General features: G+C 44.6%; 10 protein-coding genes and 1 pseudogene. 6 read left to right on the top strand and 5 right to left on the bottom strand.

Translation table 11 applies throughout. The features are described 5' to 3' along the window. Positions 1–30: 30 nt before the first annotated feature. On the top strand, positions 31–1158 hold the full coding sequence (locus QUA40_RS11820) for a three-Cys-motif partner protein TcmP (RefSeq protein WP_333125563.1): 1128 nt from the start codon (positions 31–33) through the stop codon (positions 1156–1158). 6 nt (positions 1159–1164) lie between these two features. Here the strand turns inward: QUA40_RS11820 and QUA40_RS11815 are convergent, their stop codons facing one another. Beyond that, the gene (locus QUA40_RS11815) at positions 1165–1932 is read right to left on the bottom strand and encodes a phage Gp37/Gp68 family protein (RefSeq protein WP_333125560.1); all 768 of its coding nucleotides are present in this window, start codon (positions 1930–1932) and stop codon (positions 1165–1167) included. 229 nt (positions 1933–2161) lie between these two features. Here QUA40_RS11815 and QUA40_RS11810 point away from each other — a divergent pair, with 229 nt between their 5' ends. Next, positions 2162–2809, top strand: coding sequence for a sigma-70 family RNA polymerase sigma factor (locus QUA40_RS11810; RefSeq protein WP_333125558.1), 648 nt, complete (start codon positions 2162–2164; stop codon positions 2807–2809). Positions 2810–2921: 112 nt separating this feature from the next. Beyond that, a complete protein-coding gene (locus tag QUA40_RS11805; protein WP_333046751.1) occupies positions 2922–3242 on the top strand; it encodes a 2Fe-2S iron-sulfur cluster-binding protein in 321 nt (106 codons plus the stop codon). A gap of 201 nt (positions 3243–3443) precedes the next feature. On the opposite strand, the gene treS is transcribed toward QUA40_RS11805, so the two are convergent. Continuing rightward, positions 3444–6827, bottom strand: coding sequence for a maltose alpha-D-glucosyltransferase (gene treS / locus QUA40_RS11800; RefSeq protein WP_333125556.1), 3384 nt, complete (start codon positions 6825–6827; stop codon positions 3444–3446). Between the two features lie 429 nt (positions 6828–7256). Between treS and QUA40_RS11795 the strand changes: the two genes are divergently transcribed. Beyond that, the gene (locus QUA40_RS11795; protein WP_333046753.1) at positions 7257–7487 is read left to right on the top strand and encodes a photosystem II protein, Psb35-related; all 231 of its coding nucleotides are present in this window, start codon (positions 7257–7259) and stop codon (positions 7485–7487) included. Between the two features lie 159 nt (positions 7488–7646). Here QUA40_RS11795 and QUA40_RS11790 read toward each other — a convergent pair. From QUA40_RS11790 to QUA40_RS11780, 3 genes and pseudogenes are all read right to left on the bottom strand, one after another. Further along, positions 7647–7958 (bottom strand): annotated as a pseudogene (locus tag QUA40_RS11790) (DUF5615 family PIN-like protein); the annotation flags it as partial. 56 nt (positions 7959–8014) lie between these two features. Further along, positions 8015–8245: a DUF433 domain-containing protein gene (locus QUA40_RS11785; RefSeq protein WP_332947108.1), complete on the bottom strand. Its 231-nt coding sequence runs from the start codon at positions 8243–8245 to the stop codon at positions 8015–8017. An 81-nt stretch (positions 8246–8326) separates the two neighbouring features. Next, positions 8327–11269, bottom strand: a complete 2943-nt coding sequence (locus QUA40_RS11780; RefSeq protein ID WP_333125553.1) for an AAA family ATPase — start codon at positions 11267–11269, stop codon at positions 8327–8329. Positions 11270–11544: 275 nt separating this feature from the next. Here QUA40_RS11780 and QUA40_RS11775 point away from each other — a divergent pair, with 275 nt between their 5' ends. Then, positions 11545–12960 carry an MBOAT family O-acyltransferase gene (locus QUA40_RS11775; RefSeq protein WP_333125550.1) on the top strand — a complete coding sequence of 472 codons (1416 nt, stop codon included), beginning with the start codon at positions 11545–11547 and terminating at the stop codon, positions 12958–12960. Between the two features lie 4 nt (positions 12961–12964). Next, positions 12965–13957 (top strand): DUF459 domain-containing protein, encoded by a 993-nt coding sequence (locus QUA40_RS11770; RefSeq protein ID WP_333125547.1) that lies wholly within the window; start codon positions 12965–12967, stop codon positions 13955–13957. Positions 13958–14131 lie beyond the last annotated feature (174 nt).

The following is a 14131-nucleotide window of genomic DNA, read 5'->3' as shown; positions in this document are numbered from 1 at the left end:
AAAATCAACTAAAGTTTAGAGGTGACTGTGATGGCTGACAGTTCTTTCTTTGATGAATCCAGAGATAATTCTTTAGTAAAAGCCACAATAGTTGCTAAATACTTTTGGGCATGGGCAAAAGTGATTATACCAACCGCCAAGAATTGGAGTAAGAAAATAGCATATATTGATTTGTTCTGTGGGCCAGGTCGCTACAAAGACGGTTCTAAGTCTACTCCATTACTTATCTTAGAGCGCGCTATTGCCGAGCCAGAGATGTCACAAATGCTAGTAACCTTGTTTAATGATCAGGACTCAAATAATACTCATTCTCTCCAGCAGGCTATAGAATCCATCCCTGATATAAGCAGGTTAACCCATAAGCCAATACTTTTAAACAAGGAGGTTGGAGAAGAAATTGTTCAAGCAATTAAAAAAATCAATATGATTCCTACGCTATTTTTTATCGACCCTTGGGGTTATAAAGGCTTGTCACTTGCGTTAATTGGAGCGGTCATCAAAGATTGGGGTTGTGATTGTATATTTTTCTTTAACTACAACCGGATTAACATGGGATTGCATAATACAGCCGTAGAGAAGCACATGAATTCTCTCTTCGGTAAAGAGCGAGCTGACAATCTTAGGGAACAGCTTGAATTGATTAAGCAACCAGATGAGCGAGAGTTAATAATTGTGGAGGCTCTCTGTCAGGCTTTGAAAGAAATAGGTGGCTCATATGTACGCCCATTTTGCTTTAAAGATGAACGCGGTAATCGGACTACCCATCATCTAATTTTTGTATCAAAAAATGTTTTGGCTTATTCCATTATGAAAGACATTATGGCTGGAGAAAGCTCTAACTCTAAACAAGGCGTTCCTTCTTTTGAATACAATCCAGCCCCACCTAGATATCCCCTATTGTATGAGCTTTACCGTCCTCTAGATGAGCTTGAAAATATGCTATTGAATGAATTTGCTGGTCAAACACTGACAATGGAACAAATTTACAATCAGCATCATGTTAACAAGCCTTACATTAGTAAAAATTACAAGAAAGCTCTTAATAAACTAGAACAACAAGGTAAAATTATCGCAGATACACCTGCCAGTAAGCGAAGGAAGTACAAAGGAGAAATTACATTTGGAGAGAACGTGACAGTTACATTTTTACCAAAGTAGGTGCTACTACTTTACTTTACTTGACTTGCGACTCACGCTGAAAGTGTAGCCATTGAATTGTCTTTGATGTTTATTCCATGCTTCCGGCATCTCATCCCAAATTTTCCCATCCAACAATCTCCCAGCAGCTTTAGGTGTTCTACCTCCCCATTGCTTGAAGAAAAACGCGACTCCAGCATCCTGACACTGATCGCGAATACTTTGTGCCCATTCTTCCTGCATCGGACGGTGTTTTTGCCCCGACTCTCCCCCAACTATTACCCAGTGAATATCTCTTAGATCGAGTTGCAAAGGCCCTAAAAGTGGTTCGCAGGATAAAAAGCGTACCTTTGCATTGACTTGTTGCAAATGCTCCACACGATGAACATAGTTTTGATTTTCAACTGACACCCCCATCCAAATATTATCAGACCAATTAAGTTTAGGGGCTAAGTCTGCTAAACGCTCATGTCGCTTCGTAAGAATTTGATAAATGTGGTGAGGAGTTTCACGCATTACCTCAAAAACTTTTTTCAGAAATTCAAGAGAAACATCTTCATGGAACAAATCGCTCATTGAATTAACAAAAATGCGACTCGGCTTTCGCCAGCTTTTAGGCTCATTCAAACGTTTTGGATATTCCGTTAAATCAAAACCGTTAGGAAAATTAGTATGAAACCGTTTTGTTAATGCTTCAGCATAACAATGCGTACAACCGGGACTGACTTTATCGCAGCCCGTTGTTGGATTCCATGTTCTGTCGGTCCATTCGATACCAGTATTAATGCTAGACATACAAAGAATTTACCATTTAAACAACCTTTGTAGGTGACGGTGAACAAATAAATTTCGCTCTATTAATTGAGGTTTATTCAGCGTCACTTACCAATTCCATTATATAATTAAATTGACTAAAATATAACTTAAATATCAACATATTTTTTAAGCACTTGCATCAAATGTATATCGTGTTGTAGAATCGGGCTGCACCCGCATTTATTCTCCAAACCTTTCCAGAACAATTGTGCAAACACCTAATTTTTCAGAACTCAACCATCCTGTGGTCAAATCCCTGTTCCATCACAGCGATCAGGAATTATTGACTCTGTTTCAAAACCATCCCGATCAGGGTCGCTTCTTCACGGCGATTTTTTGCCGCTATGCTCAAATTGTCCACTCCCTGATTCGCCATTCGGTGCGATCGCCCGTACAAGGCGATTACCTATTTGCCCACACTTGGCTGCACATCTATCACGAACTCCGAGGCCTCGATTTGCGCCGCGAAATCCAAGAGTCTGATGGGGGAAATCTTAGTCTCCAAAACTGGCTGATTAATGTCACCGCCGTCTGCATAAATCAAGCTGAATTGCCCCCTGTTGAGTCGATTCACTACTCTTTGCAATCGGCTCCGCCTCCCCTCTGGTGTTACGTCAAACAAGCCTTGGAATTGTTAGCGCCGCTGCCGCGTTTAGTGGTGTTGATGGCTCAGACTTTCCGCTGGAGCGAAACTCGAATTGCAGCTTATTTGCAAGCAGAAGGGGAAGCTATTTCCCCTGCTCAGGTAAAGGCTTTGCTGCAAAAAGGATATCAAACTTTAGAATCCAACTTGCCGGAGGATATTCGGGCTATTTATCTAGATGAAAATCTCGATTATCAAGAAGCGCTTGTCTAGATATACACGATATAAATCCGCCCTTTCTAGTTGTACGGGCGGGTTTTACCCGAAATATTTGCTAGGACTAACAGCATCGTAAACCCGCCCTTTCGCGAGGAATGAGGAAAAAATGGCAGTTTATCAAGTTCGGTTGGTGAATGAGGCTCTCGCGCTCGATCGCACGATCGCAGTACCAGACGACCAGTATATCTTAGATATGGCAGAGGATGCCGGCATCCGCTTGCCGAACGGATGCAAGCAAGGAGAGTGTTCTGCTTGCGTTGTCAAACTGCTGAGCGGTGAAATCGACCAAAGCGAACAAAAGTTTTTGAAGCCGTCAGAATTGCAAGCTGGCTACGCTGTTACTTGTGTGGCTTACCCGCTTTCTGACTGCACTTTGTTAACTCATCAAGAACAAGTTTTATATCAAGCCGCTCTTTATTTTAAGTAATAGGAAATCAGTTTTTTACCATTTTTTCTTCTAGCCTCGCGGGGCGGGGAATTTGTTGGTAGAAGAGCGAATTATATTCGCCGCTCAAATCGTTATCAAAGTAGATTGGGTATGGTGTAAGGTGCGTGACTCTCCAGCATCTCGCTGCCACTTGAGTGGCTAGAAAGTCACGCACCCTAATGAGTAGAGATAAACCCGCCCTTATAAATTCAGCAATTGTACAATCCGCTGAAGCGGAATGTGCGCCCAATCCAAGCGGTAATTAAGTTCGTAGGCTAGCTCGCCAACCGCTTTTTCCAAAATGTAAGCATCCAGCAAAACTTGTAGTTCCGGGATAGATTTTGGCAAGAAATTTGCATCGGCGGCAGTCGCCAAATAACTCTTGACAAAAGTTAGGCTGACCCAGCGATGCCAAACGTTCGCCCACTGCTGCATCTCCGGGAGATTTTCAGGGCGAATCATGCCACTTTCTACTTCATTGCGGAGTGCCAAAGTAACAGCGTAACTCAAAGATTGCAGCATTCCCGCAACATCTCGCAGGGGCGACCTCTTCATCCGCCGCTCGCTTAATGGTCGATCGCGTTCTCCTCCGAAATCAATAATTACGAAGTCTTTGCCTGTATAAAGAACTTGCCCGAAATGAAAGTCTCCGTGACAGCGAATTCTATCGGCCGTGATTCTCAAGTTCAAAATAGACTTGAAACGTTCCATGAGCAAATCTTCGCGGTTGAGGAGCTTTTGCGCCGATTTTTGTATTTCTGGTGGCAGTTTGGACAGCCGTTTTTTCAGCTCCAGCAAAGTTCTTCCTGCCACATTTCTCATGTATTGATAGATGGAACGCTGGTAAAACGAGGTAAAGCTTTCTGGGGCAAAAGCGGGATTTTCTATGTCCGAAGCTAAAGCAAGGTGAAGTTCGGCTGTCCGCTGACCTAAAAGTTCGGCTGATGCTAAGTAAGAGCCGATGAGTTGGCGAGCTAATGCCGGAATTTCCAGGGATAAATCCGCTACTAGCGAGTTTGACTGCCGCTGCGTTGATCCGGTCAAAGCGCTCGGTAAATAATTTTCGGGGGAAATAGATAAATTTTCGCCGGAATGCTTTGCTTCTACTGTCATTACTTGCTCGAAATAGTCGCGCAGTGTGTCTAATGTATAAGACCAAGCGTCTATGCTGTCGGGGATTAAATTTTGTAGTATTCCGACTGTAACGACTTGTTTTCCTTGTGTGTGATATTCCAATGCTCCGGCAATTGGAGCGTAGTGTTGGATCGAGTTGCGCTCTGTTAAAAAGCGTCCGATTTCTAATTCGGGGTTGATTCCTTCCTCGACTTTTCTCAATATTTTCAGGACGAAGCGGTCGCCGTAACCTGCGGATGTATTGCTTTGTTCTTTTTTGAACAGGTGAGGGTCCAGGTCCGATAAATCTTGTTCTGAGCTGAATGCACTGTCGGCAATTCCTACCAGTTGACCTGCAACACCTCTGTAACTGCGAGAATTGCCGATCGCCCCCAGCAGCGCGCTCAGAAAACCTTTCTCCCCAGCAGCATCAAATAGTAGCCCGACTTCCTTGTTGGTTTCTGGGAAGTGCAGCCGCGCGATCGCCCGCTCGTCCGCATCGCCTTTCATCTCTTCCCAACCTAAAGGCAAAACGTAAGTTTCCGGCATACCTTCAGTATAATTCAACTGCAAAAACAGAATGTAAACTTTAGATTCCTCCCCAGCACTATCATTACATTCAACAGGCACAACCTCACTTATTTCTAATGATTGAATTGTCCTGTCTGTACCGCTATACCAACGATTTCGCCGCAAGTATTCCGGCAAAAGATTGAGCAGCATATCGCTTAACTGACTTGTAGAAAAAGCAGTTTTCCAAGTACCTATGACCGCCAAACTAGGCAAGTCTGTGTGAAAACCGTTCCGCGGAAAATCTTCGTGTTTAACACGAAGAGTAAACCAGTAAAACGTGTGAGGGCTCAAGCTCAAGAAGTAAGGCGAGTCGCCAACCGCCGGAAACTCAGTGCGGCCGAAAATCTCCTCTGGAACAGCACCTTTAAAGGGCGAAAGGTCTAATTCTGCCGTCTGCACGAAGCGCGACAAATTAGCCACTACGAGGATGTGTTCGTCTTGATAAGTGCGAACAAAAGCTAAAACTTTGCGGTTTTCCGGGTACAGAAACTCGCAAGTCCCGCGACCGAATGCTTGGAAGCGCTGCCTAATTGCAATTAGGCGTTTCATCCACCACCAAAGAGAACTCGGATTCGCCCGCAGCGCTTCCACGTTAATAGATTCGTAGTGATATTCAGGGTCAACAATTGGCGGTGCGTACAGCCGCTGCGGGTTAGCACGGCTGAAACCGGCATTGCGATCGCCACTCCACTGCATCGGAGTTCTCACCCCGTTGCGATCGCCCAAATAGATATTGTCTCCCATGCCAATTTCATCGCCGTAGTAAAGCACCGGCGTACCCGGAAGAGACAGCAGCAAAGCATTCATCAACTCGATGCGGCGGCGGTTATTTCCCATCAAAGGAGCCAAGCGGCGGCGGATGCCCAAATTAATTCTCGCCTGAGTGTCTTGAGCGTAAACCCGATACATATAATCTCGGTCTTCATCACTCACCATTTCCAGCGTCAATTCATCGTGATTCCGCAAAAATAAGGCCCACTGACAATTATTGGGAATATGTGGAGTTTGCTGGAGAATGTCGCTAATTGGGAAGCTATCTTCCATGTGCAAAGCCATAAATAAACGCGGCATCAGCGGAAAATGAAAGTTCATGTGACATTCATCGCCAGCAGCGTAATATTCAACCGCATCCTCCGGCCACTGATTCGCCTCAGCAAGCAGCATCCGGTTCGGGAATTTCTCATCTACGTGCTGCCGCAATTGCTTGAGGAATACGTGAGTTTCTGGCAGGTTTTCGCAGTTAGTACCTTCGCGCTCGTACAGGTAAGGCACCGCATCCATCCGCAGTCCGTCTACTCCCAGCGCCAACCAGAAATCTACCACATCTAAGATGGCTTGGCGGACGGCGGGATTGTCGTAATTCAAATCGGGTTGGTGGGAATAAAAACGGTGCCAGTAATAAGCTTTTGCTACCGCATCCCAAGCCCAATTAGAGGTTTCAAAATCTTTGAAAATAATCCGAGCATCTTGATATTTTTCCGGCGTGTCGCTCCACACATAAAAATCTCTTTCGTTACTGCCTTTCGGGGCGCGGCGCGCTCGCTGAAACCAAGCGTGCTGATCGGAAGTGTGGTTGACAATTAACTCAATAATGACTCGAATTCCCCGCTCGTGCGCTGCTTCTAAAAGGTCTTTAAAATCCTCTAATGTGCCGTAAATCGGGTTGACCGTAGTATAGTGAGATGTATCATAGCCGTCGTCTCGGAGCGGCGAGGGAAAAAATGGCAGTACCCAAATTGCTGTTACTCCCAAGTTTTGCAGGTAATCCAGTTTTTCTGTCAGTCCTCTAAAGTCGCCAATGCCGTCTGCATTGCTGTCGGCAAAAGCCCGAACTGGTACTTCGTAAATAATCGCGTCTTTGAACCACAACGGGTCGTCATTTAACATTGAGTTGGGCATGATTTGTAGCGATAATTGGTCATTGGTAATTTGTACTTAAAATTTGGTGATTGGGATTTGTTAGTTCCCATCCAAACCGATAAATCATAACTCATAATTTTGCCGCAATTCCTCATACGAGCCGCAGAGTTTTAATCGTAATTTATTAACGCAAAACTTATAAGTTCTTAACGATTAAAAATCCACAATCTGTTTTGCTATTTCGGATACAGTTCACAATCCGGGTACTGTGCTAGCTACCGATGCGCGGTAGTGCCCACCCTACATACTCTCGCTCTGTCTCCTTCTTCCCCTCTCCCGCTTCCGTCAAAGGTGCGGTATTTACTACCTGCCGGACGGTTGCCACGACATTACAGTACCTTGACGTTGATTACTAATTTTCGTTACATTAGTTTACATAAAGCAACAAAAGTTAAGGAAAAAGCAAATATGGCTATTGTAATCGCTCTTTTAATCGTCGGTTGGGTCGCCGCCTCAGTGATTGGCACTCAAGCATATTTCCTGGGCGAACAGTCAAAGCCCATCCACGAGCGCAATTGGAACGATGAATCTTTTGAAAAATTGGCTGTAGCAATCACAGCAACAGAGATGGATTACAGCGTTCGCGTTCCTGCCTACAGCATGGATGCCTATGGTAGCCGCACCATCTCTAATTCTTGACATAGTTCACCATTTTTAATAACAGGCTTTCTGGCCTGTTCCACACGAAAATTGATTGTTTGTGGAACAGACCAGAAAGCCTGTTCCTAATTTTTTAATAACAGGCTTTCTGACCTGTTCCACAAGCAGATTAATTTTTGTAGAACAGGCCATAAATAATTATCGAAGTGTAATCGGCAAAATTCTCACCCTAGAGCGCGTTTCATCCACAGAAATGAACGCCCCCGACTCAATTTGTGGCTTAAATTGATGGAACACTTCCACAATCAAACTCTCTATATTAGCAGGCAGCACGTCTTGAATACGGACTTGAATGACACTGGGAGCATCAGCTTGGGTTGCGGCTAGCAGTGCGCCAAAATCTAAATCATGAGTGAATACGGCATAGTCATTTACTCGCGCCCCTTCCATAATAACGCGATCTGTGGCACGAGGATCGCCGACTGTAGACCAATGAAGAGACTCTATTCCGTATTTAGTAAATACGACAGTCCATTCAGGTTACAGGTTCATATCAATCAAAATTTTCACGCTATTTTGAGAGGAATTTCTACTTCTTCAACTCGCCACGCTGCATAGGCAAGCGCTTCATATATATCTGCTTCTTCCAGGTAGGGATAAGCCTGCAAAATGCCTGACGGTAAGTGTCCCGATGCCATCAGTCCGACTATAGTACCCACCGTGACTCGCAAGCCGCGAATGCAGGGTTTTCCTCCCATTACTTCTGGATTCAGAGTGATTCTAGTTAGTTGTTTCATGATTTTAAACTACCAGGCTTTCTGGGACAAAAGAAGATTAATTTTTGGTGAAACAGGCCGGGAAGCCTGTTTCTAACGCAACTACAAACTCTTACCTACCAGCGCTGGGCGAGAATCTTTTTTGCGAAATTGCAAAGTGTTATTTTCACAGTCGATCGCAATTGTATCGCCCTCAACAAACGCATTTTCCAGAATCTTGTTTGCCAGCGGGTTTTCCAGTTCCCGCTGGATGGCACGTTTCAAGGGACGAGCGCCGTAAACCGGGTCGTAACCAACATCTGTGATATGGTTTTTCGCCGCATCCGACAGTTCCAAAGTAATTTTTTGCTCGGCCAACAAACGCTCGATCCGCTTCACTTGAATGCTGACTATTTGCCGCAATTCGATCTTGCTCAAAGTGTGGAACAAAATTATCTCGTCCACCCGATTGAGAAATTCGGGCCGGAAGTGCGATCGCAGCGCTGTCATCACCCGTTTTAACATCTGTTCGTACTCTTGATCTGTCTCCCGTTCTTGAGTTAATAAATTTTCTTCATTCTCACTCTTGTTTTCATTCTTGGTTACAGTATCAACATCAACTCGCTGGGCTGACACCTCGACAGTACCATCGGCAGCCACTTTATAATCTGTCTTTTGACTTGACAAATCTTTCGTTTCATGCTTCCGAGTAGCAGGTTTTTTGACGGTTTTTTCCTTCTTAGTAAACACGTCTAAAATGTGGTCGCTGCCGATATTGCTAGTCATCACAATTACGGTATTTTTAAAGTCAACCACTCGACCTTGAGAATCGGTAATTCTGCCGTCATCCAACACTTGCAACAAAATGTTAAATATATCCGGGTGTGCCTTTTCCACTTCGTCAAATAGCACCACCGAATAAGGGCGTCTCCGCACTGCTTCGGAAAGTTGTCCGCCTTCGTCGTAACCGACGTATCCCGGGGGAGCTCCTACTAACCGAGAGACGTTTTGCTTCTCCATGTATTCCGACATATCGATACGGATAATCGCATCATCGCTGTCAAACAAAAACTCCGCCAACGCCCGCGCTAACTCAGTTTTTCCGACGCCTGTCGGGCCCATAAACAAGAAAGAGCCGATCGGCCTCCCGGGGTCTTTCATCCCCGCCCTAGCGCGCCGAATTGCCGCTGCCACGGCTGTTACAGCTTCCTCTTGACCGATGACTTTTTGGTGCAAGTGTTTTTCCAATTGCAGCAGTTTTTGGCGTTCGGATTCTAACAATCGGTTAACCGGAATGCCCGTCCATTTAGCGACTATTTCGGCAATATCGCCCTCAGTAACTTTTTCGCGCAGCAGGGAAGAACCTTGAGCTTGCTGTTTCAAAAGTTCCGCTTCTTTCGCTTCCCGATCGCGCACCGCAGTTTCCAACTTGCCGTACTTTAACTGTGCGGCTTTATTCAAATCGTAAGCCCTTTCTGCTTGTTCGATTTGGACTCGCAGTTGGTCTTCTTCTGCTTTCAATTTATTGATTGCATCCAACAACTGCTTTTCGCCCAACCACTGAGAGGACAATTTTTCTTGCTTAGCTTTTAAAATGTCAATCTCAGATGTGATGCGTTCGACGCGGAAGCCTATCCCAGGGGCTTGAGCGCCTTTTCCTTCGCCTTCGATCGACAATTTTTCCATTTCCAACTGCATCACCCGGCGGTCGATGCCTTCCAATTCCACAGGTTTAGAGGTGATCTCCATTTTCAAGTGGGCGGCCGCTTCATCTACGAGGTCGATCGCCTTGTCCGGCAAAAAGCGATCGGAAATATAGCGGAAAGACAGAGTTGCAGCAGCTACCAGGGCCGAATCAGTAATTTTTACCCCGTGGTGGCGTTCGTAACGGTCTTTCAATCCGCGCAAAATCGAAACAGTATCTTCAACGCTGGGTTCGCCGACAAATACTTGTTGAAATCGGCGTTCTAAGGCAGGATCTTTTTCGATATGCTTGCGGAATTCGTCGAGAGTTGTAGCGCCGATGCAGCGCAATTCACCTCTGGCCAACATTGGTTTTAACAAATTTCCCGCATCCATTCCCGAACCGGAACTGCCACCGCCGCCAGTGCCGACAACGGTATGCAATTCGTCAATAAATAGGACAATTTGCCCGTCCGAATCGATGACTTCCCGCAGAACAGACCGCAATCGTTCTTCAAATTCACCCCGGAATTTTGCCCCAGCAATTAAACTGCCCATGTCGAGGCTAAATAGCTGGCGATTTTTCAAAGATTCCGGTACGTCGCCGTTGACAATTCGCTGGGCTAAACCTTCGGCGATCGCAGTTTTTCCGACTCCGGGATCGCCAATTAACACCGGATTGTTTTTTTGGCGGCGGGAAAGAACTTGTACCACGCGGCGGATTTCCTCGTCGCGGCCGATTACTGGGTCGAGTTTGCCGGCTTTGGCGGCTTCTGTCAAATCGCGGCCGTACTTGCTGAGGGCGTCGGAGTTAGCTTCGCCATCTTGATCTTGGGCTTTAGCGTTGCTGCGGCTGGCTTTCCCCGTTTCGGAATTTTTTTCTTGGGCTTTAGCAGTGGCGCGGAAAGATTTGATTGCTTCTTCGAGTTTTGGTCGATCGATCGTACCGGCTGGGGGTTTGCGATCGTAACCGGGGCGACCCGGCGGGCCGTCGCCTTTTGTCAGCAACCTGCGGCCGACTCGTTCGTCTTCTACTAAGCCAATTAATAAATGTTCAACCGCGATAAAATTATCTTGCCAAGTCGCTCTGGTGGCCTCGGCAACATCTAACATCACTTCTAAGCCGCGGCCGAGGTATAGTTGGTCAGCGTTGGCAACTCTGGGCTGTCGTTTGGCAAAAGCATCTAACTGCTGGGCCAAGCGGGTGACATCTACCCCAGCCAAGCTGAAAATGGTGTTTGCTAAGCCAAGCTGTTCAAGAATGGCGATCGCTAAATGTTCAACCTCTAGCTGCTGATTGGCAAAGCGGCGGGCTACATCCTGGGATTTGACAATGGCTTCCCAGGCTTGATCTGTAAATTTGCTAGGGTCTGTTGGCTGCACGTTGGTTCCTCGCAATCAAGGGGATGCCTGTTGTTATCCGTTAATACATCGTCTCACAACCATCATAATCTTTAAACAGGATTATGAATCTATGAGTGCGGTTAACTAGGGCGGAAGTTGTGAAATAATTGACCTCTTGCAAAAGCTTACAGTCCGCAATCCACGCCGAAATTTGGTGCGGTCAGACCGACTCTGGCGATTCCCTTCGGGATAGGTTGGCTGGCTGTACTTATAAAAATATTGCCCGCAACAAGATTTTTTCTCGGCTGAGATTTATGTTATTTCCCACTTACCAATTTTTAGTTTTTTTCCTAATTATTTTTAGCGCGATCGTCTCGGTAAAACCTCAGGTCGATTTGTATAAAATTGTCTTGTTAGTTTCGAGTTTATTATTTTATTCCTTTTGGAGTTTCGACTTTCTATTAATTCTCGTTTTATGTACAGCATACAATTATATCATTCTTCGGGCTTCCGGCAACGGTAAATATAAAAAACTCGCTTTAATCTCCGGCCTAATTTTCAACATTGCCACTCTCGGCATCTTTAAATATTGCAACTTCTTTGTAACTTCTTTATTTGAGGTACTGAACCAGCTACAAATTCCAGCCAACTTTCAAGTTTTGCAAATAATCGCCCCCGTCGGCGTGTCGTTCTACACTTTTAGAATGATTTCCCATTTAATCGACTGCTACCAGCAAAAAATACCCTGTCCTAAATTTGTAGATTACGCCGCATACATTACCTATTTTCCCCAAATTGCCTCCGGGCCAATCTCCCGAGCTCGCGAATTTTACTTGCAGCTAAATTCACCGAACAAATACGACTATCAAATCGAAGAAGTTATAGTTTTGATTTTGTCGGGACTGTTTAAAAAATATACTTTAGCGAGCTTTTTGTTTAACTTCACTGACTTGCCATTCAAAGTCCCCCAGCAGTACAGCAGCATCGATTTAATCCTCGCGGCAATTTCCTATTCCTGTTTAATTTACGTAGATTTCAGCGGCTATTCGGATTTAGCCAACGGTATCTCCTGTTTGCTGGGTTTCAAACCCATTGCCAACTTTAATATGCCATACCGATCGCTCAGCTTGCAAGAATTTTGGAAAAGGTGGCACATCAGTCTTTCCGAGTGGTTGAGGGATTACGTTTATTTTCCGTTAGGTGGCAACAAATACGGCAAGTTGAGGAAGTACCTAAATCTATTTTTAACAATGGCGATCGGTGGATTGTGGCACGGCGCAGGTTTAAACTTTATTTTCTGGGGAGCAATTCACGGTTTAGGATTAATTGTCAACCATTTATGTAAAGATCTCCCCCAAGTTATCCACTTTAAATTAGACTATGCCTTTCCCAGATTTGCTAAATTTTGCAGTTGGCTGTTAACATTTAGTTTTGTTACTTGTAGCTGGGTATTTTTCGGCACTCCCAACTGGGAAACTGCGGTCAGTTTTTTTGAAGGAATTGTCTATCCTGCCGTCGCAACTTTTCAATTTAACTTTTGGCAATTGTATTTAGTAATTGCCGTCATTGGCGCGATCAACTTGTGGGGCGATCGTATCTCCCAACTATTGCAAACCGTCTTGTCACTAAAAAACATTTTCTTTCGGGTTGTCTTAGTTTCGCTGCTCGTGTATACTATCTTGATGTTGGGACCGAGTACCGTTCCGCCTTTTATTTACTTTAATTTCTAAGAATATGAAAGACCGGGAATTTTTGCTGATTGTTACTTCGGTAATTCTGACTTTAATATTTTCAAACTTATCATTATTTCTAAAAAGCTTTGCTTCAACTCCTTTCGCCAGTCCCGAAATTAAACAAGCCGCGGGCCATATCGAAATAGACGGTTTCCGAAAATCCGAACAAGATTTTTGGAGCAAAATTAAAGATATTAACTTCGATAGCCTCCCCAAAGAACCAGAAATTCCGCCTGTCCAAACCGAAAAAAAAGCGGCCGTTGAACCCCCAAAGCCGGCTAAGGCTAAAAAACAAACCCCAGCTAAACCTAAACTGACCATACCTTATCGCAGATTTTTATTTATTGGAGATTCCGTAATGTTCGACTTAGGAATTCAACTCCAGTACACTCTTAAGAAAAAATACAATATCGCCGATACGAAAATTGACTACAAGGTATCGACCGGATTAAATCGGATAGATTATTATGACTGGTATGCCAGAACTCGCCAAATTCTTAATAATTACCAGCCGGATGTAGTAATAGTTTTGTTCGGAGCCAATGACCCTCAAAATATTATTGATTTTCAAGGAAAAGGCCGGGTTGTTATGACGAAAGAATGGCAAAAAGCTTATCAAGAAAGAGTTGAAAGATACGCCAAGTTACTGGATTCGTCATCCGTGAGAAAAGTGTATTGGATCGGTCAATCCATACCTAATAAATCTTTGTATCTCAAAGCTTTTCCCATTATGAACGATATTTATAAAAATGCCAGCAATTCATCAGCCAAACTCGAATTTATTTCTACTTGGGACACTTTTGCAAATGCCGGAAAATTGGTTCCTATAGTTGCGGACAAATCCGGGAAGCGAGGATATGTCAAAACTAATGATGGCGTGCACTTTACTTCCCACGGTGCTAGAATTATCGGCGATTTAATTGCTGACAAAATGGTCGCTGACAAAATCTTAAAATCTCCCCAACCTCCCAAATCTCCCAAAAAGAAACCCTAAACTTTAATAATTGGTTCCCATTGGGAGTGAGAAACCGGGTTTCTTCACCAAGTCTCGATGAGGATGCCAAAATTATTGCAGAAACCCGGTTTCTTTCTAGCCTTAGCGGGTGACAACGTACCTATAATGCTTGCTGCATAAAGGATAGAGCCAAGAAGCCGCGCTGAAAATAGA

The organism is Microcoleus sp. Pol11C3 (genome assembly GCF_036701485.1).
GTDB lineage: Bacteria > Cyanobacteriota > Cyanobacteriia > Cyanobacteriales > Microcoleaceae > Microcoleus.
This window is presented reverse-complemented; position numbering and strand designations above follow the sequence as displayed.